A 22,983-nucleotide genomic window follows, 5' to 3' on the forward strand; every position below is an offset into this window, starting at 1 on the left:
GGAAAAATGTAACCCCGACATGCGGGTGAAAAGGTCGATTTGGCACTGTTCCGTGACCTCGACGATGCGAATTGCGCCCTCTTCATCCCCAAAGTCATCGAGAGTGAGTTCACTCGCGAATCCTTCGCCTTAGGTGGCAAGGCTTTGAAGCAGACGGTTGATGTTGTCGGGTGCTCCGTTCAAGAGGAGGTCCACGTCTTCAGTCAGACGAACATAGCCGTTTAGGGTGACGGCGACTCCGCCAACAACCACAAACTGCACTCCGGCGTCAATTAGGCGCACCAACAGTTTTTCGAACGAGGGTTCCATCGTTGGAAGGAGGCTGCCACTTGCCACCCCGGAGAAGGAGTGCATTACGTTGGAGCATCGCCAACCGGACCAGCGGAGGTAGCTGGGAGAGACTTCCGCCGACCCTGCGACGGATCGGCTCTTGAAGCTGATTGTTCATGCTCTGCGCTTGCTTGATAGGGTAGCGGCGAGGGGGATCCAGTGCAAGCGCCTGTTGAGACGCGTTGCTGGTTGGGGAGTGCTGCATTCCAAAGGAGTCCGCCTATTTCTGGAGGCGGAGAACTCGGGATGGCGACCAAGCGGGATAGGAATCCTTTGGCTCTTCCAACCTTGAGAGTCTGAGGGCTTGACGCACTGACGCACCGCCCACGGACGCACTGAGAAGCTACTTCGCCAGGATGGCGGCGGCGATGGTGTCCACGGAGCGCAGCACCTCGCGGGCGGCGGCGGCATCGGCGAGCTTCAGACCGAAGCGTTTCTCCAGGGCAACAGCGAGCTGCAGGGCGTCCACGCTGTCTAGGCCGAGGCCTTCCGGGCTGAAAATGGCCGCATCGCTGGCGATTTCATCGGCACCCTGAGGGAGCATGAGTTCTTCCACCATGGCTTCTTTGATTTGCTGCCGAAGGGCGTCGAGGTCGAGGTCTGCCATTTTGCTGGGGTCGGATCGGAGTTGGACGAAGAATTTGAAGCAGGTGGGGAGGGCTTTGCTGAGGGATCGGAGGTGTTGGGCTCAGAGGATGCCACCATCGATCTTGAGGGCGGCTCCTGTGATATAGGCAGCGGACGGGGATGCAAGGAAAAGGACGGCGGCGGCCACTTCTTCCGGCTTGCCCAGGCGGCGCATGGGCACCCGCATGGCGGCAGCCCGCCGCTCCTCGGGAGACATCTGGACGAGGGCATCGGTCTCAATGTAGCCGGGGCAGACGGCATTCACGGTGATGCCGGCACGAGCCACTTCCTTGGCAAAGCTCTGGGTGAGGCCGATGATGCCCGCCTTGGCGGCGGCATAGTTGGTCTGGCCGGCGGGGGCCATTAGCGCACTGAGGGAGGAGATGTTGATGATGCGGCCGAAGCGCTGCCCCATCATATGCTTCACCACCGCGCGGCAGCCCAGGAAGGTCCCGGTCAGGTTGCTCTGCAACACGTCCTGCCAGATGGTATCGGACATGGTGGCCAGCAGTGCATCCTCGTGATGGCCGGCATTGTTCACCAGTACATCCAGCTTGCCTGACGCGCCGACGATCTCGGCAATGGCCGCGGTCCACTCGGCATCCACGGTCACGTTCAGCGGGATGAGGTGGCAGCGCTTCGGGTGCTCCTCCGCGAGGGCTTCGGCTTTGTTCCGGCGGTTGCGGACGCCCAGCCAGACGACATTGTCAGGGGCGGCCTGGAGAAAGGCGGTGGCGAGGGCGATGCCCAGGCCGCCATTGCCGCCGGTGATGAGAGTGACTGTGGGCATTTAAAAAGATGCTTGAGAAGAAGAGGCAGGAACGAGGTAAAACGATGGAATTTGCCGGGAGGGGAGGTCAGGGCTGGTGAAGCTCTGGTAAAGAACCCTTCAGCATGGCGCCCATGGCCTGCTGGGTGAGCCCCACGGCACTGATGAGGGCCTGGCTGGCGAGGCCGCGCTGGAGCAGCTCACACGCGAGCACCGTCTGCCAGCCGGAGGTGATGGCAAAGCCCTCGCCCACTACTGGCTTGACGCCGTAGCGGGAGCCGCCCCAGTCCTGCCAGAGGTCTTGTTCGGTGGTGTCACCTCTGGTGCGAGGGTTGCTGGTGGAGTGGGCGCTGGGGTTCGAGCCATCACACAACACCGTTCCTGGTGCAGTGAGCGGTTCGAGAGTGCGACGCACAGCCGCTGCAGCCTGGGAGCGGTCGCGCCCCTGGCCGTAGGTGAAGGCCTCGGTCACCGCGTGCAGGGTGACTCCAGGGGCCGATGACGGGGAAGTTGCTCCTTTCTCCAGCAACACCGCCGCGGCACCCTCTGCGGCCACCCCGTGGGGGGCGAAGAGCAGGAGCGCCTCGTCAGAGATCCAGTCCAGTTCCTCGGCAGCGATCACAAGGCAGGCATCTACCAGACCGTCATCCAGCCACTGGGCGGCCAGATCCAGGCCAGCGAGGAACTGGGCGGAGTCTCCCACCAGGGTGTAGTTCATCTCCGGCGAGCCGAGGAGCGAGGAAACATGGCTGGCCGGGGCATTGTAAACCGTCTCAGGAAAGAGGATGGGGCTGGCCAGGAGGGGATTGGCCAGAACTTCCGCGTAGAATCGGCGGCTGAACTGCACGCACCCGCTCATGGTGCAGAAGATGGTGCCGATGCGGCGTTTGCTGCTGCGGATCGCATCGAGATTGCCTTCGCCCAGAGCCTGCACGGCCGCGTGCACGGCATGGCGCGCGGCTGCGGTGGTGCGGCGCAGGCGGGGTTGTTTCATCCAGTCCGGCGTGGTGAGCATGGCGGGCACGCGTCGGAACATGCGCTCTGGAGCCTCTGGGACGCGGCGCTCTGCGGCATGGGGCAGTGGGGCTCCAGCCAGCACGGCGTTCGCCAGGGCGGCTGCACTCCAGCCTGCGGGGGAAACGGCCCCCCAGCCTGTGAGACTGATCGAAGCGGGAGATCCTAAAGACGGGGACATGGAGGAAGGCGGCGGTGTCACGGTCTGGAAGGGGGGCGCTGGAGCACCAGGGTGGCATTGGCTCCGCCGAAACCGAAGGAATTGGTCAGTACGCAGTTGAGCTCCGCCTGACGGGGCTCGCGGACAAGGTCGAAGGTGCAGACCGGGTCCGGGTTCGAGACAGGGGCATTTGGCGGCACGAAGCCCTCGCGCAGCGCAATCACGCAGATGGCGGCCTCGACGGCCCCCGCACCCCCTAGCAGGTGACCGATGGCCCCCTTCGTACTGCTGACCATGAGGCCTGGCGTGTGCGGGCCGGCCCAGCGCTGGATGGCCATGCCCTCCGCCACATCATTGAGCGGCGTGCCGGTGCCGTGGGAGTTGATGTACTGCACCTGGGAAGGCTCCACAGCGGCCTCAACGCAGGCGCGAGTCATGCTGATGAGTGCGGCGTCCCCCTGCGGGTGGGGCTGCGTCAGGTGGTGAAGATCGGTCGCCGCGCCGTATCCGGTAACTTCTGCCAGGATCATTGCCCCGCGACTCACGGCGTCTTCATAGCGCTCCAGGGTGAAAACGGCTGCGCCCTCCCCCAGGGCAAGGCCATCCCGTTGGGCGTCGAAGGGGCGGGGGGAAGTGGTGCTGAGGGCCTGGAGGGAGTCGAATCCCGCAAACACCATCTGAGCGAGCGCGTCGTAGCCGCCTGCGATGGCCCGGGATGCACGACCCGTTTTGATGAGCCGGAAGGCATGGCCAATCGCATTTGCTCCAGAGGCGCAGGCATTCGAGATCATCGTGACCGGGCCTTGGACGCCCAGCGCATCCGCCAGGAACTGCGCCTGCGTGTGCGGCTGATACAGGACGACCTTGTGCGGCAGGGTGTGGGCCTCGCCCGGGGTGCCTACCTTCTGGCGATAGTAGCTCTCTCCCACGGCCATGGCTCCCGCGCTGGTGCCGAGCACAATGGGGATGTCATCGGCAGGAGCATGGTTCGCATCCTCCGGTGCCGACCAACCGCTCTGGGCAAAAGCTTCCGAGCCGGCGTGGATCAGCAGGCGGGAGGCTCGATCCAGACGGGCCAGTTGGCGGCGGCCCAGTCGGGTGTTAGGCAGGGGCTGGTCAAAAACCACCTCGCCAGCACGCTGCACACGCTGGCTGGAGGCATCGAAAAGGGTGATGGGGCGCAGTGCCTGTCGACCCTCGCGAAATCCGTCGGCATTCTGTCGCCAGCCGATGCCCATGGAGGTGATGATGCCTACACCTGTGACCGCCACGCGAAAGGGCGCACCGGGGGAGGGGGAGGAGGGATACGGCATGGAGGAATGACGGGTGAAATGAACCTCCACCTCTAGCGAGGGTGCGAGGGGCGCTCAAGGGGATCTTGGTCAGAGTTCAAGGTTGGCACGGGCAGAGGGGGTGCGGGTGCTCGATGGTGTTTCGTCCATGAGGTGTTTGTTGAGTGTGAAGGCTTGGTGACGGGGACAACTGGGAAATTCCGGTGGAGGCACCTTCTTGGTCCATGACTGGCCTCACATACACACTTGTGGGGGGCTTCGCTGTGGCGACTGCTTGCGAAACCAGGTGGATGGGCCTAGTTAGCGGTTTGGTTCCGAGCGCGCCTATTCTGGTTGCCTGACACCGGATTCATTTCTTCTTTTTTGCCTATCTTGATGCCCACTCTCCACGAACTCTGGCTGCAGACACTGAACCGGCACGCCGATGCCGTGGCGGTGAGAGACGCAGCCACGGGAGCGCAATGGACCTTTTCGGCTCTGCAAGAAGAGGTCACCGCACTGCCTCCAGTGGCACCCAGGCAGGTCCACGTGGCTTCTGTGCGAGGGGTGGGTGGTGCGCGACAATTCGTGCTGGAGTGTCTGCGGGCTTGGCGGGATGACGCTGTCCTTTGCCCAGTGGAGGTGGAGACGCCGCCACTCCTGGCGGATGCGGTGGCCCGGGGGACGAGGTTCGCTCCGGAGATCTGCCACCTGAAATTCACCTCTGGCTCCACGGGGCAGCCGCGTGGCGTGCTCTTTCGCGGCGACCAGCTTGTGGCGGATGCAGAAAATATCCGCCTGACGATGGGGCTGGACCAGGCCTGCCCCAACCTGGCGGTGATCTCGCTGGCGCACAGCTACGGCTTCTCCAACCTGATCCTGCCGCTGCTTCTCCAGGGGCACCCCATGGTGCTGGTGCCGGATCCCATGCCGTCATCCAAAAGACAGGCGCACGCCTTGGGCATTCGCTACACTGTGCCCGCTGTCCCTGCCATGTGGCGGGCCTGGCATCAGGCTGGCTTGTTGAAGGACGCTCCCATTGCCCTGGCCATCTCGGCAGGGGCTCCTTTGCCCTTGCAGCTGGAGGAGGAGATTTATGCGGTTGCGGGAATCAAGATTCACAATTTTTACGGCTCCAGTGAGTGCGGCGGCATTGCCTACGATGCCAGCCCGGAGCCGCGGGTCGATGCCAGCTATGCGGGGCAAGCCATGCATGGGGTGAGTCTGTCGCTGGGAGCGGATGGGTGCCTGGGTGTGCACAGTCAGGCGGTGGGGGAGGGCTATTGGCCTGCGGAAACCGAGGAGCGTGCGACCTTGGGTGGCGGGACGTTCCGCACCAGTGATGTGGTGGACCTTAATGTCGAGACCGGTGGGGTGACCATGCGTGGACGCCTCAGTGACACCATCAATGTTGCTGGCAGAAAGCTGAACCCTGCCGAGGTGGAGGCGGCCCTGCTCTCTTGCGACGGTGTTCGTCATTGCGTCGTCTTCGGCGTGCCCAGCGCGGACGAGGTGCGGTGCGAGGAAACGGTAGCTTGTGTGAATGTGGACGCCGCCGCCGGAGTGCGGCAGGAGGACTTGGTGCGCTGGATGGGGGAGCGTCTCCCGGGCTGGCAGAGGCCGCGTCGCTACTGGTTGCGTCAGGATTTGGTGCCCAATGCCCGGGGCAAATTCTCCCGGGCCGAGTGGCGTGGCCGGTTTTTAGAGACCGAGTTGACGGGGTTCTTAAAGGACTGACTGCCCAGGGGGCAAGTCGCTGAACTGGAGTGAGCGGCGGGGGTGTGGCGTGGCGGCAGTTCTCTTGAAGGTTTTTTGGTGGATTCAATTGCGTGATCTGGCCGGATCAGGTAATTTCGAGACGATTTTCTCCAAAATCTCGCAGCGTCCTGGATCAACCCCACACGAGTTTCGGGCCAGTTGTGATGTGCATTTCCAAAACCACAGCCCCCTGTGTTGGGTCCCTTGCGATTGCGAGCCTCAGGGTATCGCAACCGATGGCGGCAGCTTGTGTTTGTGCGGTGCGGTGCGGGAGTGAGTGGAAGCTGCTTAGACAGGATTGACAAGATTTTGAAGAATGAACAAGATGGGGAGATGGAGCTTTGAAGGCTGAAACTCGGGTGGAACAAATGGAATCAAAGTCTCCACTTCAGAAGAGTATGGAGCGCCTCTATGAGGTGTTTGCGAAAGTTCCCAAGCCTGCTCGCATCGACGGATGCCCTTGCTGTATGGAATCCAAAAGAGTGGACGTGCTGCTCCGCCGTCCTTTGCGACAGTTGACTCCTGAAGAGCTCGCTTCCTACTCGGCCTCAGCATTCCTGACGGCGGGGGATGTGGACGACTACCTCTATTTTCTACCTCGCATCATGGAGATCACGATCTCGGAGCTCGGATGGTGGCCGGACTTTGAAGTCACAGGCCGTGCCATCAGAGACTCGACTCCAGAGAAGTGGCAACCCGAGCAGAGACAGGCGCTGACGGAGTTGTTTGAGGAGGTGATTGAGGAACTCCTGCGGGAAGAGGATTCCGGCTATGCGATTGACGGGTGGATCTGCGGGATCGCTCACGCAAACTGGGACGTGCGCCCCTTTTTGCAACGTATCGAGAAGTCCCCTGGGCATGTGATTTCCTATTGCGAAATGAATGTTCTGGCTCTGGGGCGAAGGGAGCTTGAGAACCATTTCTGGGAGAGAAAGCTCGAAGGGTATGCGCATGTCCTGGCTTGGTTCGCATCTCCATCTGTCCGAGGAATGACGATGGCAGTTCGTGAGGTGAATCTGGATGACAAAACGCGAACTGAAGGTGCCAAAATGGAAGTCGGCTAGCCGATGGCCGCAATGCAATGTGCAGGCGTTGGAAGGTTGGAAGCCGTTAAGGGTGACAAAGACGCAGACTGGGATGTTCCGGCCTGAGCCGTCGATCCGAACGGCCTCCGTTCGACCTTGGGGCCTGGGTCCGCTTGGGTGGGCCTTGTATTCAGAGCCGCGGGTGGGAGTGCAGGTCAGCGCACCGAGATATGGTGCGCTGCTTTTACAGTACTCGCCATCTTGGTGTGCAACTGAGAAGGAGTTTCTACGTCATCTAGGGAAAGCCAATGAAACTCCAAACGGAGCTTTGGAGCTGACGGACGGGGGGACGCTGGTGGTTCGATTGCATGAGTCTGGCGTGTCTTCCGGCGTCCGATGAGAGGTGTACTTGCAATTTCGAGATTCAACACTGAAGCAGATGACTTGGGCGCAGTTGATGTTTTTTTATTGCGGTGTTGTGGTGGTGTCAGTGACGGCACTGCTGTTTGCAAGAAGCCGATCGCGACAAAAGCGATCTTGGTGGGGCGGATTCTTGTTTGGGGGAATTGTGACCGCCGGTGTGTGTGCCTTATCGATGGTGTTGGCACGCATTCTTTTCCCTGAGTATCCGGTGCGTCCTACCGATGAAAGGGGGGCAGTCGCACTGACTCTGCCAGTTGCTGTCACGGCGCTCTATTTGTTGAAGCGCTCTCATCTGCGAGCATTGGACAAGACCAGGAGAAAATCGCGGGCGATGTGGACGGTTGGAGGTGTCTATTTGGCGGGGCTATGGTTGTGCTACCATGCCACGGTTACGCCGTTGCGTGCTGCGCTACCGTGGGGAGCGTCCAAAATTCGAGAGTGGACCTGGAATGAAGGTTTCCTCCCTGATTTTACGACGTTTTTGAGTGCCCGAGTCAGCCTGGTTCAATTTGAGGAGTACGTGAAGCGACTGAAGCTGGAGCCTGCAGGCGTGGAGGACGTTTCGTGGTGGAGAGACGATCGCGCTATGTGGTGGCGAGTGCCTAAGGCCCAGGCACCAGTGTATCGGCTCACGAATGGGGACTACACCGTAGAGGCGACCTATGTCGATGGAGCCATCTGGGTCAAAGCGTCAGAACAATGAGTCACTTTCCCCGAATGTGTCCGGAGGAAGGCGTTGTGGAATTGAACTCATGAGACCTGTTCAAGGATCCGTACAGTTGGTGCTAGGTGTCGGCTTGGTCTTTGCAGGATCATGCTGCTTGGTTTGGTTGCGGATGCTCGATTCCTTCCCCTCGAACTGGATGAGGGTGACGCTTAATTTGAGCTTTGCCTTGGTGGCTGTGCGATGGTGGGAGTGACGATGGCTTGCTTCTGTCGGCCCCAGAGCATCCGATCCCTTCGGATTCATGCGCTGCTCGGAGTGTTTGTCGCGGCTGGAATGTTCGCGGTGTCACCTCTGAACGCCATGGTGAGAGGGGTGCAAACGCGAAATCCGGCACTCTATTCCACCGGGGGCATGATGAGTGGATCTGAACCTCGTGATGTGATCGAAGGGGGGGAACCTTACTATTGGAAGCCTGTTGACTCCGTGATGTACTTTCCGTCAGGCAGTTGGCGGATTGCAGCGCCATCCCCTGAACAGGTGTTGCTGGAGCATGTCGAGATCCGGGGCTTCAAGATCCTGCTCACGGATGCAGTGATTGAAGCCGGAGTGGCCCCGTCTTGGGAGGTCACCAGCGAGTCGTGGCGACAGATGTGGTATGGGATGTGTTTGAGGGCTCTGCCCTTCGAACCCGCAAGGACTGAGACCTTGCTTGTCGGCGGTCTTCCGGCTGCGCAAATGCAGATCCCGTCGCGGGAACACCGGGCCGGGGTCGGTGGTGGGACTGTTCTAGAGACGTTGTGTCAATTGAAGTCCGGGCACTACACGCGAATCCAGGTGAAATGGCCTGCGGGAGTGGATAGTGCCATGATGGAAGCGCAGACCATGGAGATGCTGAGATCCCTGCGGACACGTTGAAGCCGATGCAGGAGAAAGTTCTACTGATTCATCTGCACGATTGATAGACAATCTTCTTACAAACAGACGGGGTAACTGGTGTTTCGGTTAAGAATGAAATCAGGAGTGATTGTTGCAGCCCTGACGGGTCTGATTTGTAGTGTTCCATTGAGAGCCGCGGAGCCGGTGATTGAGTTTGATCCACGGCCGGAGTGGGGCGTTCCGCCAGAGGCACATGATCAGCCGATGGTGAAGGTGGAACCAGGGACCACCTTGGCGAAGCTATTTGGGAATGCCATTGAGAAGGTGAAAGTGCGCTATGCCGATGCTAAAGTTTGGCCGGACGTGGATCACCAGAAGGTGAAGGCGTATTTGGCCAGCATCCTGGCGAGTGAACGCAGCGAGTGCTATTCGTTCCAGATCTGGTCACAGGGCGTGGGCCTGCCGGAGATCGAGTGTCTGATCGAGTTCAGCCAGGACTATCAGAAGCAACTTGCTGCAGAAAAGAAAGGCTACAGGACAGGGAGACTCCTTGTCTGGAAAACGGAAGCCTGTTTTCGGGACGGAACGGGACGCTGGTGGTTCGTAAACAATTTTCACAACTATCACCGATCTCATCCGCAAGGACAGCGAAACTTGAGCAAGGGACCATGAGCTTGAACGGAGCGATTCCGGATCGCTGCGTATCGGGCGAATCAGGGTTGTGGTCTTTTTCTCCGTTTGATAGGCTTGTTTATTCTCGTCAATCCATCCCTCTTGGAGCCCTGTGTGAGTTATGATGCGGCGAACCTTCCTTAAAACCAGCACCCTGTCTATCGTCACATGGGGCGCTGTCGTCCACGCCCGGGCGAATCCCCTTGCAGTGGCACTTGTCGAGAAGACCTGGGAGCGTTGCCTGATCGGTGTGGGCACGGAGACGGCCACCGTTTCTTGCGCCGTGGGCTACGTGGCAAAAGGGCCTTTGCAGGATCCGCTATCCTTCTCGGTTCCTGTGATCTGGTCGAAGGCTCTTGCACAAGACCCGGATCAAGTGATCCGGGATGCCGATCCCCGCCTGGAACTCGAGGGAATTGTCCATCGCCCCAAGGGAGTTCAATTTTCTGAAGATGCCTCGTTGCCTGAAGGGATGAGGCTGGCTCAGTGCCGCTTCAACCTGGGGGGCTCACCGGCCCCGCAGTTTGCCATTGTGGTGACCTATGAGCAGCCTCTGATCCGCGGTCTGGTGGCGTACCTGCCCCAGTTTGAGGAAGGAAAGAATCCGGCCTCAGGAAGGGAGTTCAGCATCAGTTTGTTTCCTCAAGGTGGCGGGGAGCTGGCGCTGGTAAGCAAGCATGAGGCGAAGGCGACGACGATGGCCACGCGCATCACCATTCAACCCCGACACAAAGAACTGGTGCTGGTGAGAAGGGGCGTTTCTGGGGCAGCGTTGAAAGCGGCCCAGTAATCGATTCCGAGCCATGAGAACGGACGTTGCTGCCTTGTGTTTGATGTTGATTGTGGGTTGCGCTGCGACGCTGCGGGCCGAGGACAAACTCATCCCCTCTGGGCGCGCAGAAGAACAATATCTGAAGGCAGACGTGGTGTTGTATTTCGATGGACCCGACGCGATTCAAATCGAGCGCCCAGTCGGGCAGCGCGAAGCCTTCAAATTGGATGTCCTCACGGCCAGGGTGGCCAAGGCTACCAAGGAGCGGAAACTCGCCGTGATCATCATGAGCAAGGTCACAAGGTTGTGGCCCGATGACAAGTTCAAGGCGGCAGTAGAGGATCTGGAAGCGAGGCTGAAGGCGCAAGGTTTCGCCAAAGTGGCCATTCATCTCGCCAGCGGCACTTTTCCAACACCGATTTACAGGGAGTAAGAGAGCGACCCTATTCTCCGCATTGCCATGACCATCGACCGTCTTGATCACATCGTTCTCACAGTGCGCGATGTTGACGCATCCTGCGACTTCTATACTCGTGTGTTGGGAATGGAGGTGGTAACGTTTGCAGGCGGCCGGCGGGCATTGACGTTTGGTCAGCAGAAGATCAATCTGCACTCGGCTGACGCCCCCGTGGCCCCGCATGCCATGCATCCCACACCGGGCTCGGCCGATCTTTGTTTGATCACGACGTCATCCATGGAAGAGGTGTTGGCTCATCTGGAGGAGCAGGGGGTGTTTGTCACGGAGGGGCCGGTTCCAAGGACGGGGGCCATGGGGCCGATCATGTCGGTTTATTTCCGGGATCCGGATTTAAATCTGGTGGAGGTGGCGGTGTATGGGGAGGGGGAAAGTTGATTTTTGACAGGATTAACAAGATTTTTTTAAGATTAACAGGATGGGGGAGAGGCAATGGGGAACCGCTAATGGACGCTTATGACGCTCATGGAATGCGGATTTACCCACAGAGGTCACGGAGGTTCACAGATGGGATCAGTTGGCGAACTCTGTGAACCTCGGTGGTGATAGAAGTAAACAAAAATTTGAACTGCGAACAGGAGCAAGTTAGAGCTGTGGAGTTGATGACCATGATTGAAGCCTCGTATATCCCTACTTCAAAAACCTTGTATGATGCTGGCAAGGTGATGATGTTGCGCAGTTCGTATCCTTGGTGGATTAAGCTGATAGGGTGGGGATTGTTTCTACTGCTGGCGCAGATGATCATTTCAGGGCAACCGGTGCGGGTGTCCAATGTCCTGCTTGGTCTGCTGGGACTTGTGATGGCTTTGCAGAAGTGGATCTTTGCTTGGGTCTTGGCGGTCGTCGGAAGCCGTTCTCTGAAGGGCAAACCGAGTCACATTCGATTTATAGACCAAAGATTGGAAATTGACTCGCCTGGCTGCGAGGTGCGTGTGGACTGGACGACTGAGGCAGAAGTTGTTCGAGTGCCAAAAGGGATGATGGTCTATATGAATAAAGCCGGAGGTCTCTGGGTGCCGGTGGAGGCCTTTGACTCTGCAGAGAGCTTTGAACAGGCATGCCGCATCGCGGAGGCCGGTGGCGCCCGGATTACGAGGAGGAAGTGACTTTGGTGGAAACGGCGAGTGAAATCTTGAGACAGGATTAACAGGATTTAGGAAGATTAACAGGATGTGAGTGAGGAATGGGGGAACCGCTAATGGGCGCTGATTGTCGCTTACGGAATGCGGGTTTTGCCACAGAGGTCACGGAGGTGAATCGTTCGGAACAGAGCTTGTTTGTGGCCGCCATGGTGGTGTCGTTGGTGTGGGTGATCGTGCACACGGCACTCAATCTGGTGCTGGACAATTCGGCGGCGGTGCTGGCGTCTCTGATGATGGACTTGTTTGCGGGGATGATGGTGGTTTCAGGAGTCGTTCGGGGTGGTACGGTTTTTCGGGCGGTTAGTGGGACGCAGTGCTGGCGGGGGGCGATGGGAGCAGGGATCGGGGCTGGGCTGTTGTATGCCTTGGTGACCGGGGTGGTTGTGCTGGCGCTGGGATTGAATGGCATGATGGTGCTCTTCCCGGACAATTTTGGGATACGCACGCCGGCGGATCTGGCGGTGGTGGTGACGACGCTGCTGACTGGTCTGGGGGCGGTGCATGCGGTGGTCTTCTGTAGCGAGCGCAACAGGTGGGGTTACCTGGTGGTGGGATTGGCAGTGGCGCTGGCCGGTGTGTGTCTGAGGTGCTGGAGACTGCCGGGTGCCAAAGGGTTGATGCACTGAGGTGGGGTTAGGGGTTAAGGGTTAAGAGGTGGGACCCGTTCGGCGGGCCCATGGGTCTGCGGGTGATGTGAATGATTTGGCTGGCCAGAATGTGGTGTCTTGTGCTGGGATGGAGAAATGCCGGAACTGCGAAGCGACCCGAAAGGAATGATGGCGATGATTTCGAGGACGAGGTTTTGCACCTTGGGATTCGCACTTGCGATGGGGGGACTTCTGTCGGCGGCGGACTTGCCGGAAGGCGGCGTCGGACTTTTGACGAGGGTTCCTGATCTCACGCCATCGCTGACCAAGGAGGAGGTGGAGCAGGACTTCAAGCCGTGGGCAGATCGGGTCGGACTGGTTACTGCGGGATGGGGCATGCAGCAATTGATTGACTTCAGCCAGGCCCATCATGCGCTGTCACCCAAGATTCCCAGGGTGACGAAGATGGTGCTGTACTCTCTGGTGCCGGCGGAGGGGGAGTGGGTGCAGAAGCTGTATCCTGAGCGGGCGGCGGCGTTTGGTATCTTGCCGAAGTTTCATGGCTATCCGGTGCTGGGCACGGTGGCGATAGAGGCGGACGGGGAGGCGGTGCGATGGGGGGATTTTCTAAGGAGCCAGATAATTCCGGGGGCATTTTTTGCCTGTGATTTCCGGCCGCGTCATGGCCTGCGCTTTGTCTTGCCGGACGGCGAAATAGACATGCTGATCTGCTTCGAGTGCAGTGGGTTGGCCATTTATGGTGCGGTGGCGCCGCAGAGCAAGGTCAATCCCTTTCCCAGTCCGGTGGTGGAGTCGCTCATGAACCGGTTGCTGGACAAGCACAAGGTGGAGCGGGATGACCCGAAGAAGAAGAAGAAGGCGGCGGCGGCGACGGAGGAGGAGTGATGGAGGGTATGATGCGAAGGTTGGTGATTTTGATGACGGTGGGGGCGGTGCTGGCGACGGCGTTGATCTTGATCAATCCCGTGAGCAGCGGAATGCTCCGGCTGGCGTTGGTGGGCGCTATTGGCGTGGTGTGGCTAGGAGTGCTGATCCTGGTATGGCCGAGCAAAGGGGTTCGCCTCGGGTGGGCGATGCTGCCGGGCCTGGTGGCACTGCCGTTCCTGCTGCCGGGGCGGAAGATGGACGAAATGGAACTGCGACAACGCTATGTGGAGGCGTTGACGGGGTTCGAGGGCTCACCCTATCATTGGGGAGGGGAAGCGCGTCGAGGAATTGATTGCTCGGGCCTGCCGCGTCGGTCTTTGCGTCAAGCGTTGATCGCCTATGGGACGGGGCACGCTGATGGCGGCGCGTTGCGCATGGCGCTGGAGCACTGGTGGTATGACGCTAGCGCGAAGGCCTTGAGTGAAGGCTACCGGGGCTACACGGTATCACTGGGGCGCAAGGGCACCGTGAAGGAGATGGACTATACCGGACTGAAACCGGGAGATCTGGCAGTAACTCAGGGTGGAGCTCATGTGCTTGTCTATGTGGGTGGGAATCGCTGGATCCAGGCGGACCCTGGACTGGAGAAGGTCGCGACACTGGATGGAAGGCGGGATGAGAACCATTGGTTCGGAGCCAAGGTGACGTTGCATCGATGGGGAGTCTTGGCGGATCCGTAGTCTGCGCAGTGCCGGTCAAAGGACAGAGAAGCGGTTGCAGGAACGCAGCGACCGGTCAGTTTGGAGATCATGTCGTTTTTCAAAGTTGGATTGCGAGCCGTTTTGGCTGGCTCAGGCATAGTGGTCCTCCTTCTGGTGTGGGCCAACTGGCCAGCCTCCCAGTTGCCCAAGGGTACCAGGGCTGACCGGCTCGTGGTAAGCAAGTCGCAACGGACGCTGACGGTGTGGAAACATGACAAGGTCTTGGTGGTGTATCCAGTGTCCTTGGGCGGGCAGCCAGTGGGGGCAAAATCCACAGAAGGCGACCAGCGGACGCCAGAGGGAGCCTATCGGATCTCCCAACACAAGGCCGACAGCACATGCTATCGCGCGCTTCGCATCTCTTATCCCAGTGCTCAACAGGTTGCCAGATCGAAGTCAGAACAGAAGAGTCCGGGCGGAAACATCATGATTCACGGCTTGAAAAACGGGTGGGGATGGCTCGGCCGCTGTCATCGCTGGTTGGACTGGACCGCGGGATGTGTCGCGGTGACCAACTCGGAGATGGACAGGCTTTGGCAAGCCGTGCCCGATGGCTCAGTGGTGGAGTTGAGGCCGTGATGGATCAAGGGCTAAACTCAGGCACTCATTCAACGTTTCCAACACGATGTTGATCACCCACGCCAAAGTAAGTTCTGCCTCCGCAACCGCGTTCCATCCGGCGATGGCAGATGTGTCTGTTGCAAAACTTCGCTCGACCGTGGAGCAGCTGAGCTATCCACGTCACTATGTCGCCAATCGCGCCGCCAACGAGCAGGCTCGGGACTGGCTCGTCGAGGAATTGCGCTGCCTGGGGTATGAGGTGCGTTTGCAAGGGCAGTACGACAATGTCATTGCTGAATCGCGAGGAAAGGCATCTGGCCCGCGAGTGTTGTTGGGCGCGCACTATGACACGGTGCCGACGACCCCTGGAGCGGATGACAACAACAGTGCCATTGCGGTGTGCCTGGAGGTGGCACGGGTGCTGGCGGCGAAGGGCACCGGCCTGGAAGACACGATGGTGCCGCTGACCATCGCGATTTTCAACCGCGAGGAAGACGGACTTTTGGGGAGCACGGAATACGTGGGAGGCCTGGGGGCTGAGGAGCGCAAGCAACTGCGGGAGGCACACATCTTTGAGATGGTGGGCTACTTTACGACGGCACCGGGATCACAGGGCAAGCCGAAGGGGCTGCCTGTCTCCCTTCCGGATCAAGGAAACTTTATCGGCCTCGTGAGCAACTCCAAGTCCAACCGGATCGCCTCTAAAGTGTTGCGCGCGGTGGGCACATGGGGCAGCCACACGCCCCTTGTATCGCTGAAGGTGTTGTTCGGCCTGGAGAAGGTCTTTGGCGATCTGTTGCGGAGTGACCATACTCCTTTTTGGAAAGCAGGACTGCCGGCGCTCATGTGGACAGACACCTCCAATTTTCGCAATCCCCACTACCATCTGCCGAGCGATCTTCCGGAAACGCTGGACTATGAGGCAATGGCGGACGTGACAAAAATGGTGGTGGGGTATTTGGTGGGAGCCGCGGGTGGCAGCGCAGGTTAAGTTAAGTTCATAGTGCAGAATTGGATGGGAGAAAAAACATGGGGCGCATCTTGATCATTTTATCCGGTCTTGCGGTGCTATGGATCGGCATTTCTGAGTTGCAGTTGAGGTGGGAAAGTCGATCCGAGCCGACAGAATATTCTTTGGCCGCCCTGGAGGAGGGGGCGGCGGTGTCAAACCTGAACGGAAGGCTTGATTCACACTGGGCCCTGTTTGATGCCATGGTGTTCACGTATCAGACGAGGCGGGGCAAACCTCCCGAAGAAAATGATACCGTTTCCGGGTATTGCTACCCAGTAGTTTCTAAACTGCCCGCTGCGCCCGGTGAAAATTTGGAGTTTCGAGTAGTGGTCAGGGATCACCGGGCTCGTAAAGTCAGCGATCTGCCATCGGGGGTTGAAAAGCAGCCTGCTGTCTCAGGCCTGTTTTTGCGCGGAGTGAAGGGCAAAGATCGGGAGCTATTGCAGGCTGGGTTTCCCCACGTCGATTTCCACAAGGTGCTTTTGTTCGAGGTCGGGCGCAAAAAAAAGACGGTCTGGGACCTTCTGTTCTGCTTTCTTGCAGGGCCAGCATTGATCTACGGGGCCGTCCGATTCAAAAAGACGGAAAAGGTCAAAGTGACTCGAATCGACAATCGCTCCCCGGGGGTCTAGCCGGGCTCGTGAGAAAGCTGATCACGATGTGAGACCTTTTGCGGCCCTGATCCGGGGAGGGCCGTGACCCTCTCTTTCAGGAGAAAAAGTTAGATCATGAACCGCCGCTTGGCGTCATCGAGACCGTCCCCCCGGGTTCTGGCAGGGTGAGTCGGCACCAGGAGCCTGAAGAGAAAAAGAAGCGCTTTGGGATGATGGAACGGGTAAAAGTGTTGCGAGAGGGTGGACAACAGGGAGTTCGGGTGATATGGCGGGGCGGTCGGGGGCAGGAGCAGCGGGCTCACCCTGATATTCTTGCGTTCGCCAAAAAAAATATTTCATCAATTACCCCATGACCTCGCTCAGAGACGCCGTTGGCCATTTGTATCAAGCCCTTGAAGATCTGGCCCAAGATCACGAGGAGCTGACCGATACGGATGTGCGGGAGGCGCTCGCGGAGACGCTGAACCACTACTTCACCTGGGAGCAGCCGCAGGAGACCATGCCGGAGACCTACTTCATGTTCAGCGCCAAGGGCGACCGTGGCGTGGCCCATGCGGTGGCAGAATTCCTGGCAGAAGCCCTGCCAGCGGCGCATGCGGAGGGCGTGGGCCCTGGGCAGCCCCGGCATGATGTGCTGCAGGATGACTCCATCTCTACGGACAACGGGGAGACCTATGACCTGTTCATCGGCCAGAGCGACGAACCCCGCCCGGTGACGGCCCTCCATGCCATCCGGTTTGAGCCGGGCGAGTATGACGAATAGAAGGGAAGAGCGGGAAAGGGATAAGGGAGAAGGGGCTGAGGCACATTGAGCCCCGTTTGAGCTGGCATCGACGTGTGTCACCTGCCATTACCGGTGTGAGGAATCACGCTGATGAGAGTCGCCGGGAATGGCTGATGGCCGGCTGACTCTGGATCGGGCTTGAAAAGGCGTGCTTCAGAGGGAGATAGCTGGTAGGCTGAATCGCATGAAATGGGTTGTTGCAGCGCTCTTCATGATTCTGGCGGACGTGTCGATGGTCCGGGCGGCGGAGGGCGACAAGGTCTATCTTCTGGAGGAAGGCGAGGATGCGACGAGTACGCACTACTACTTTTTGTACTGCACGGGGGATTCGGTGCAGCGGGTCCGGTGGATTTGGAACGGAGAGGCGCAGAATGATCCTACCGTGACGGAGTATGTGATAAAAGGCGGCACCGTCAGGGTGTCGCACCTCAAAGGGGAAAGGGATCAACTGGCGGACCTCTTGGCGGGAAAGGAACCGTCGCTCAAGACGGTGTCGAGCTATGTGCTGGGTCCGGAGAAGGGCTATGACAAGGAAGGCCAGATCCTGGCTCCCGCTGGCAAGGCTGAACAGGCCCTGACGGCCCAACAGCGGGTGGACCTGTCCAATCTCCTGGAGATCCTGGCGCGGGAGCGGCCGGCGGAGGCGGTCGTGCGGTGAGTTGGCGATTTTTGACGGGATTAACAGGATTTGAGAGAGATTAACAAGATGGGAAGGGAAGGCTTGGCTAAAAACGCAGGCCGGGGATTGCGGTAACTTGTGAGCGCCTGCAGAGGTTCGAGGAAGGAGATGGTATCGTAGCCGTGGGTTGTCAGATGGGCGCTCCTATGCAAGGATTGCGGCATGTTGAAGGGTGTGATCAAGACGATGGCAGGCCGTTTGGGCTATACGATCTCAAAAACTCCTCGTGTGCGAGAAGCTGGGGGGAAGTCGGCGATGGGGGAGCTGAAGCGCCTGATGAAGGGGGTGGTGGAGCCGGTGGTATTTGATGTGGGCGGGCACCATGGAATGATGGTGAAGGCGTTTCGCGAGTTGTTGCCGGACTGCCGGGTGTACTCTTTTGAACCCTTCCACGAGTCGTTTGAAGTGCTGAAGGCGGAGGTGGCGGGGGACCCAAGGGTTCGCGTGTTTAACTATGGTCTGGGGGAGGAGAACGGGCCCCGGACGTTCCACGTGAACGCGCATGAGCAGACGAATTCACTGCTGCCAACAGATGGCGAAGGGGCGGTGACCTGGGGCGAGGGGCTGCTTACGACCCAGAGGACGATGACGGTGGAGATCCGGACGCTGGATTCGGTGATGAAGGAGCTGGAGGTGCCGCGGATAGACGTGCTCAAACTGGACGTGCAAGGGGCGGAGCCGCTGGTGATGGAGGGCGCCCGGGCAGCCTGCGAGATGGGAAATATCGAGGTGCTGTACTCCGAGATCATCACCCGGCCGACTTACCAGGGACAGAAGCGCCTGGACGAGGCGCTGATGTTCTATCACGAGTTGGGGTTTGAGCTGCACAATTTTTACAATGCCTCTCTCACCAAGGAGAATCAGTTGCGTCAGGTGGATGCGATTTTTGTGAAGAGGGGGAGAAGTATTCGTTCGTAGAAGGTGGACGACTGAATCCGGTTGGAAGCCGGTGGCGTTTGTTCGCAAAAAAAGGCAGCCGGTGAGGGCTGCCTTTTTTATTGGATCAGATGGGTCGTTCGACTGGTCTTGGATCAGGGGAGGGGTTTGATCTCAAGATCCTTGTAGAAGGCGACGCTCTTTGGGTCGTGGCCCTGGATGGCGATGGTGCCTTCGCTCAGACTGCGGCCGGGCATGCCTTTGAGGGACTTTGCGGGATCCCAGTCATCGGGCTGCGTCCAGTCCACGGTGGTTTTGCCGTCGATTTTGATCGTGATGTGTTTGCCTTCGACCTTGATGTAGTAGTCCGACCAGACGTTGTCCTTGTTGGGAGCGTTGTCGAGCACGTCCTGCACAGCGTAGAGGCCGCCCGTCTTCTTGCGGTCGGTATGAGTGGCGTTCACCTGGCACTCATAGCCTTTTTCCGGCCAGCCCTTGTCTTGGTAGGTGGTGTGGATGTAGATGCCGCCGTTGGCACCGGGGGTGGTCATGAACTTGGCCTTGAACTCGAAGTTCTTGAACTTGGCGTTGCCATCGGCACCGACAAAGAAGATGTGGGCGCGCCCGCCGGACACCTTGAGCTTGCCGTCTTCTACAGTGAAGGAGCCGGGAACTTCTTCGTTGGACTTCCAGCCGGAGAGGTCCTTGCCGTTGAACATGCTGGTCCAGCCGTCTTCGGCGAGGGCGACGGCGCTCAGGGCGACGACGCTGAGGAGGGTGAGAAACGTGGTTTTCATCGGACGCGGATTTTGCACGAGGGCAGGTGGTTGTCACCCAAATTCGGTCGGGCAGGGCTGGCTGGGTGCGGGTGGAGACAGGATTAACAAGATTTTTTGAGGATTTACAAGATGGGGAAGGGAGGGGATGACTTGTACGGAACGGACGTGAGTGAATCTTGCCGGGCCCGTGTGATGGGGGTGACTGCCAAGGAAGTTGCATCGCCAAGAGCTCCGTCGAATCCGGCACGCGATTCAGGCCTGGAGTCTTGAGCGAGGCCGTTCTACTGTCAGCCTCTGATGGGAGATGACTCAGTGAATCTGGCTTGCAAGGTGACGCCGAATGCGCGTCGCAGTGAGATCATCGGCTGGGGAGCGGATGAGCAGGGGCGGCGGGTATTGTTGGTCAAGCTGGCCGCTCCAGCGCTGGAGGGGAAGGCGAACAAGGAATTGGTCCGCTTCCTGGCAGAGTGGCTGGGCTGTGCGAAGGGTGAGGTCAGCCTTTTGAGGGGTGATACCAGCCGCACCAAACTTCTGCGGGTGCCAGGCAAGGCTCACGAGAGGCTTCAGGCGTTGTAGATGCAGTTGGTCCCAGTCGGGAAGCATCAACGATGCGTTGGCGTGCCTCCAGCCAACGAAAAACCCCAGCCCTGTCGTCGCTTGATTGCGGCGGCGGAGGATGGGGTTTGCTTCAGGTCAGGTGCCTGGAGATATTTCGTTTTGAGTGCGGGATTCCCCCCAATGGGGTGCCCTGGTACAGGGTGATTTGGAGGGAATCCCAGCGATCAGATCGCGGCTGGATTACTCACGGCAGGCCAGCACACAGGCGCTGGCCCGCAGCAGGTTAACCTTTGATCTTGGAGACTGCCTTTTTGCGGCACTCGACGGCAAGTTCCCAGGCCTTGTCGAGGCCGAGCTTGGCGACGGAGAAGGACTTCTTCACCACTTTGCCGGGTTCGGGGCTCCAGGAAGCCTCAACGTGCTCATAGACATACTTTTTGTCGTCTTTGGTCACGATGGTCTTGCGGAGACGGACGCCACGGTAGCCGGAAGTGTTGCGGGCGGAGATTTTTTCCGCGAGTTCACGCCGGGTGTAGGGCTTGAGTTTCTTCTCCATCTTGTCGCGAACGGTGCGAGCCTGCTCCAGGGCGCCCTTCTTGCCGCCATGGGCGGAGTCAGAGAAGAACTGGTTGAAGCGTTGTCCGCGACGATAGATGCGGACTTCGAAGCCGCGCACAGGGCGCTTGCCTTCACCACCGGTGTTTTCAATCCGGGTGATGTTGCGGTTGTTTGGATCTTTGGCCATAGTTAGTTGGTGGGTTAGGGTTTCTTGGTTGTTTTACTGGGGTTCTCCACGATGCCTTGGTTTGGCAGATGGGCTTGTTTTTGGAACGAGCGTTTCACGGGTCAGTGTGAGCGCTGATGAGCTTCCTGAACAAGCCCCTCAATTGGAGGCTTTTTGGGCCAGGGCATAGGGAAAGGGGAATGTCGTCCACATGCGAAATGGGATGGATTTCGCGGATGGATGACGTCAAAAAAGCTTCTTCTGCCTCGCGCAGGGCAGAGACGGGAAGATTGTCTTCAAACACGGGGATCTGGTGCTCGCGGCAGAGCTCCAGCACCAGTTCACGCGTGACGCCTGGGAGACAGCCAGAGCTGAGCCGCGGGGTGTGCAGGCCGCCTTGATGAACAAGAAAAATGTTCGTCGTGGCACCTTCGCAAAGATGACCGGCCGTATTCGCAAAGATGGGTTCGCCAGCTCCGTGGGCACGGGCGTGGTTCAGGGCGATAACATTCTCGCCGTACGATATGGATTTCACCCCGGCCAGAGCGCCCCGCTCGTTGCGGGTCCAGGGGACGATTGCTACACGCTCAGCCTCTCCCCGCTCGATCACCTTCGCCGCCGTGCAGACCATCGTGGGCTCCACTGAGCCTCGCGGAGCCCCCAGCGGCCCTTCACCGGCGGTCACGGTCACTCGCACACGTGCATCCGCATCCTCCAGATGGTTGGCGGCGATGGTTTGCTCGATCATGTCTTTAAATGCGATGAAAGTCGGAGTTTGGACGTATATTTTTTGGCAGGAATTCACCAGTCTATTCCAATGACGCATAAGGGAAAAAGGTTTTCCCTTATAGGCCTTTAAGGTTTCGAACACGCCGTCACCCACTGAGAACCCTTGATCCTGTGGTGACACGTGAGCTTCGCTGTGCGGCACCACCTTGCCCCGAATCCAAACGAGGGGTTCAGCAGATGACTTCATGTAGTTGTGACTGGAGCACGGAACCATCGTTCACGGAAAAACTGGGTGGATCAAACCTATCATGCATTAGGGTGGTGGAGTAGTGGACGGAAAAACTGGATTGGGCCGAGCGGGGTCTGGTCGGAGAAAATACCCGGCCCTTCGTTCTCGCGCGAAGAGAGGGGTGATGCGGCTTGCTTGTCCTCACGTCACTGCTAACGCATGGGGGCATGCTGCCCGCCATTCTCACTGCCATCTTGTTTGCCGGTTCGGGCATATGCGGGCAGAGGGCCGCAGTGGGCCTGGGGGCGCTGAAAGCCAACGCCCTGAGGCTGTTGCTGGCGACCCTGGCATTGGGAAGTTTGGCGTATTGGACGGGGCCGGTGGATCTCACTACGTGTACGGCGCAACGATTGTTCTACAGTGGCGTTGTAGGATTTGGGGTGGGGGATGTCGCGCTTTTTCTTGCCTATCCGAGACTGGGGGCACGCCTTACCCTGCTCCTGTATTTGTGCAGTGCGCCGTTGTTCGGTACCATAGGGGATATTTGGCTGGTTGGTACTTTTCTGACGCTGCATCAGGCCTTGATGGGCGGAGTTATTTTGTGCGGCGTGGCGGTCGCCTTGAGTGCAGGGCTGCGATTGCCTCCTGCATTGCGCGGTGCGGGTCACCGTTCAGCCGTTCGTTGGGGCGTATTGCTGGCATTGCTGGCAGGTTGTGGGCAGGGCTTTGGGGCCGCTTTGAGTCGTCTGGCTCAAGCAGAAGCGGTTCGAGAGGGACTGGTCATCACCGGCATCGGGCAGGCTTTTTTGCGCGTGCTGCCCGGGATGGGCTTTGCCATGCTGACGTGGTACTTCTCGATGAAACTACCCAACTGGCTAGTTGGAGGAAATCGGGCAGATGAACGAAAATTTATTCGAGGTGCAAACAAGGTTATGAATCGAAGGGTGTGGCTCTGGCTGCTTTCTGCCGCCTGTTGCGGGCCCATTGGGGGAGTCAGTTGTTTTCAGTGGGCCCTTGGTGAGTTGCGCAGCGGGGTGGTGCTGTCCATCACCGCCACGACGCCGTTGCTGGTCATGCCCCTTTCTTATTGGCTGGAGCAGGATCGTCCTGGCTGGCGCGGCGTCCTCGGCGCGATCATCGCGGTGGCTGGCGTGATTGGCATGGTTGTGGCAGCGTGAGTCGTGCCTGGAATCCGTATGACTGTATAAATAAGAGAGTAGA

The 22,983-nt window shown here is 59.1% G+C and carries 28 protein-coding genes; 20 read left to right on the plus strand and 8 right to left on the minus strand.

Annotated features, from left to right (window positions below; genetic code table 11):
• Positions 1 to 129: 129 nt before the first annotated feature.
• From BV034_RS08665 to BV034_RS08685, 5 genes are all read right to left on the minus strand, one after another.
• On the minus strand, positions 130 to 309 hold the full coding sequence (locus BV034_RS08665) for a DUF6036 family nucleotidyltransferase (protein WP_050026085.1): 180 nt from the start codon (positions 307 to 309) through the stop codon (positions 130 to 132).
• A gap of 364 nt (positions 310 to 673) precedes the next feature.
• A complete protein-coding gene (locus BV034_RS08670) occupies positions 674 to 937 on the minus strand; it encodes a phosphopantetheine-binding protein (RefSeq protein ID WP_050026086.1) in 264 nt (87 codons plus the stop codon).
• An 81-nt stretch (positions 938 to 1,018) separates the two neighbouring features.
• Positions 1,019 to 1,747, minus strand: coding sequence for a 3-oxoacyl-ACP reductase FabG (gene fabG, locus BV034_RS08675; RefSeq protein WP_050026088.1), 729 nt, complete (start codon positions 1,745 to 1,747; stop codon positions 1,019 to 1,021).
• Between the two features lie 67 nt (positions 1,748 to 1,814).
• Positions 1,815 to 2,921 (minus strand): beta-ketoacyl synthase N-terminal-like domain-containing protein, encoded by a 1,107-nt coding sequence (locus tag BV034_RS08680; protein ID WP_050026090.1) that lies wholly within the window; start codon positions 2,919 to 2,921, stop codon positions 1,815 to 1,817.
• 17 nt (positions 2,922 to 2,938) lie between these two features.
• Complete coding sequence (locus BV034_RS08685) at positions 2,939 to 4,213, minus strand: beta-ketoacyl-[acyl-carrier-protein] synthase family protein (protein WP_050026092.1); 1,275 nt, start codon at positions 4,211 to 4,213, stop codon at positions 2,939 to 2,941.
• A 354-nt stretch (positions 4,214 to 4,567) separates the two neighbouring features.
• Here BV034_RS08685 and BV034_RS08690 point away from each other — a divergent pair, with 354 nt between their 5' ends.
• From BV034_RS08690 to BV034_RS08780, 18 genes are all read left to right on the plus strand, one after another.
• Positions 4,568 to 5,908 carry a class I adenylate-forming enzyme family protein gene (locus BV034_RS08690; RefSeq protein ID WP_050026094.1) on the plus strand — a complete coding sequence of 447 codons (1,341 nt, stop codon included), beginning with the start codon at positions 4,568 to 4,570 and terminating at the stop codon, positions 5,906 to 5,908.
• A gap of 488 nt (positions 5,909 to 6,396) precedes the next feature.
• Positions 6,397 to 6,993 (plus strand): hypothetical protein, encoded by a 597-nt coding sequence (locus BV034_RS08695; protein WP_265592789.1) that lies wholly within the window; start codon positions 6,397 to 6,399, stop codon positions 6,991 to 6,993.
• Between the two features lie 370 nt (positions 6,994 to 7,363).
• Entirely contained in the window at positions 7,364 to 8,080 is a 717-nt protein-coding gene (locus BV034_RS08700; protein WP_265592790.1) for a hypothetical protein, read from the plus strand.
• 375 nt (positions 8,081 to 8,455) lie between these two features.
• Positions 8,456 to 8,959 carry a hypothetical protein gene (locus BV034_RS08710; RefSeq protein WP_265592791.1) on the plus strand — a complete coding sequence of 168 codons (504 nt, stop codon included), beginning with the start codon at positions 8,456 to 8,458 and terminating at the stop codon, positions 8,957 to 8,959.
• A 93-nt stretch (positions 8,960 to 9,052) separates the two neighbouring features.
• The gene (locus BV034_RS08715; RefSeq protein WP_265592792.1) at positions 9,053 to 9,592 is read left to right on the plus strand and encodes a hypothetical protein; all 540 of its coding nucleotides are present in this window, start codon (positions 9,053 to 9,055) and stop codon (positions 9,590 to 9,592) included.
• Positions 9,593 to 9,713: 121 nt separating this feature from the next.
• Positions 9,714 to 10,382, plus strand: a complete 669-nt coding sequence (locus BV034_RS08720) for a hypothetical protein (protein WP_050026105.1) — start codon at positions 9,714 to 9,716, stop codon at positions 10,380 to 10,382.
• Between the two features lie 13 nt (positions 10,383 to 10,395).
• Positions 10,396 to 10,797, plus strand: a complete 402-nt coding sequence (locus BV034_RS08725) for a hypothetical protein (RefSeq protein ID WP_050026107.1) — start codon at positions 10,396 to 10,398, stop codon at positions 10,795 to 10,797.
• Between the two features lie 27 nt (positions 10,798 to 10,824).
• Positions 10,825 to 11,217 (plus strand): VOC family protein, encoded by a 393-nt coding sequence (locus BV034_RS08730; protein WP_050026109.1) that lies wholly within the window; start codon positions 10,825 to 10,827, stop codon positions 11,215 to 11,217.
• Positions 11,218 to 11,447: 230 nt separating this feature from the next.
• Complete coding sequence (locus tag BV034_RS08735; protein ID WP_265592793.1) at positions 11,448 to 11,945, plus strand: YcxB family protein; 498 nt, start codon at positions 11,448 to 11,450, stop codon at positions 11,943 to 11,945.
• Positions 11,946 to 12,091: 146 nt separating this feature from the next.
• The gene (locus tag BV034_RS08740) at positions 12,092 to 12,607 is read left to right on the plus strand and encodes a hypothetical protein (RefSeq protein ID WP_050026117.1); all 516 of its coding nucleotides are present in this window, start codon (positions 12,092 to 12,094) and stop codon (positions 12,605 to 12,607) included.
• A 201-nt stretch (positions 12,608 to 12,808) separates the two neighbouring features.
• A complete protein-coding gene (locus tag BV034_RS08745) occupies positions 12,809 to 13,474 on the plus strand; it encodes a hypothetical protein (RefSeq protein ID WP_050026119.1) in 666 nt (221 codons plus the stop codon).
• An 8-nt stretch (positions 13,475 to 13,482) separates the two neighbouring features.
• Positions 13,483 to 14,196 (plus strand): NlpC/P60 family protein, encoded by a 714-nt coding sequence (locus tag BV034_RS08750; RefSeq protein ID WP_265592794.1) that lies wholly within the window; start codon positions 13,483 to 13,485, stop codon positions 14,194 to 14,196.
• Positions 14,197 to 14,265: 69 nt separating this feature from the next.
• On the plus strand, positions 14,266 to 14,796 hold the full coding sequence (locus BV034_RS08755) for a L,D-transpeptidase family protein (protein ID WP_050026121.1): 531 nt from the start codon (positions 14,266 to 14,268) through the stop codon (positions 14,794 to 14,796).
• A gap of 46 nt (positions 14,797 to 14,842) precedes the next feature.
• Positions 14,843 to 15,769: a M28 family peptidase gene (locus BV034_RS08760; protein WP_050026123.1), complete on the plus strand. Its 927-nt coding sequence runs from the start codon at positions 14,843 to 14,845 to the stop codon at positions 15,767 to 15,769.
• Between the two features lie 38 nt (positions 15,770 to 15,807).
• Entirely contained in the window at positions 15,808 to 16,422 is a 615-nt protein-coding gene (locus BV034_RS08765) for a hypothetical protein (protein ID WP_050026125.1), read from the plus strand.
• A 331-nt stretch (positions 16,423 to 16,753) separates the two neighbouring features.
• Positions 16,754 to 17,167 (plus strand): hypothetical protein, encoded by a 414-nt coding sequence (locus BV034_RS08770; RefSeq protein WP_050026126.1) that lies wholly within the window; start codon positions 16,754 to 16,756, stop codon positions 17,165 to 17,167.
• 205 nt (positions 17,168 to 17,372) lie between these two features.
• Positions 17,373 to 17,846, plus strand: a complete 474-nt coding sequence (locus BV034_RS08775; protein WP_050026127.1) for a hypothetical protein — start codon at positions 17,373 to 17,375, stop codon at positions 17,844 to 17,846.
• 183 nt (positions 17,847 to 18,029) lie between these two features.
• Positions 18,030 to 18,785 carry an FkbM family methyltransferase gene (locus BV034_RS08780; RefSeq protein WP_050026128.1) on the plus strand — a complete coding sequence of 252 codons (756 nt, stop codon included), beginning with the start codon at positions 18,030 to 18,032 and terminating at the stop codon, positions 18,783 to 18,785.
• Positions 18,786 to 18,898: 113 nt separating this feature from the next.
• On the opposite strand, the gene BV034_RS08785 is transcribed toward BV034_RS08780, so the two are convergent.
• Complete coding sequence (locus tag BV034_RS08785; RefSeq protein WP_050026129.1) at positions 18,899 to 19,540, minus strand: DUF1080 domain-containing protein; 642 nt, start codon at positions 19,538 to 19,540, stop codon at positions 18,899 to 18,901.
• A gap of 279 nt (positions 19,541 to 19,819) precedes the next feature.
• Between BV034_RS08785 and BV034_RS08790 the strand changes: the two genes are divergently transcribed.
• Positions 19,820 to 20,098, plus strand: coding sequence for a DUF167 domain-containing protein (locus BV034_RS08790; RefSeq protein ID WP_050026130.1), 279 nt, complete (start codon positions 19,820 to 19,822; stop codon positions 20,096 to 20,098).
• 265 nt (positions 20,099 to 20,363) lie between these two features.
• Here the strand turns inward: BV034_RS08790 and BV034_RS08795 are convergent, their stop codons facing one another.
• Together BV034_RS08795 and BV034_RS08800 are read right to left on the minus strand one after the other, a co-directional pair.
• Complete coding sequence (locus tag BV034_RS08795) at positions 20,364 to 20,825, minus strand: AP2 domain-containing protein (protein WP_009964100.1); 462 nt, start codon at positions 20,823 to 20,825, stop codon at positions 20,364 to 20,366.
• 94 nt (positions 20,826 to 20,919) lie between these two features.
• Positions 20,920 to 21,807, minus strand: a complete 888-nt coding sequence (locus tag BV034_RS08800; protein ID WP_343123285.1) for an aminotransferase class IV — start codon at positions 21,805 to 21,807, stop codon at positions 20,920 to 20,922.
• A 182-nt stretch (positions 21,808 to 21,989) separates the two neighbouring features.
• Between BV034_RS08800 and BV034_RS08805 the strand changes: the two genes are divergently transcribed.
• Entirely contained in the window at positions 21,990 to 22,940 is a 951-nt protein-coding gene (locus BV034_RS08805) for a DMT family transporter (protein WP_050026133.1), read from the plus strand.
• The last annotated feature ends 43 nt before the right edge of the window (positions 22,941 to 22,983 follow it).

It is taken from the genome of Verrucomicrobium sp. BvORR034 (assembly GCF_000739635.1).
Taxonomy (GTDB): domain Bacteria; phylum Verrucomicrobiota; class Verrucomicrobiia; order Verrucomicrobiales; family Verrucomicrobiaceae; genus Verrucomicrobium.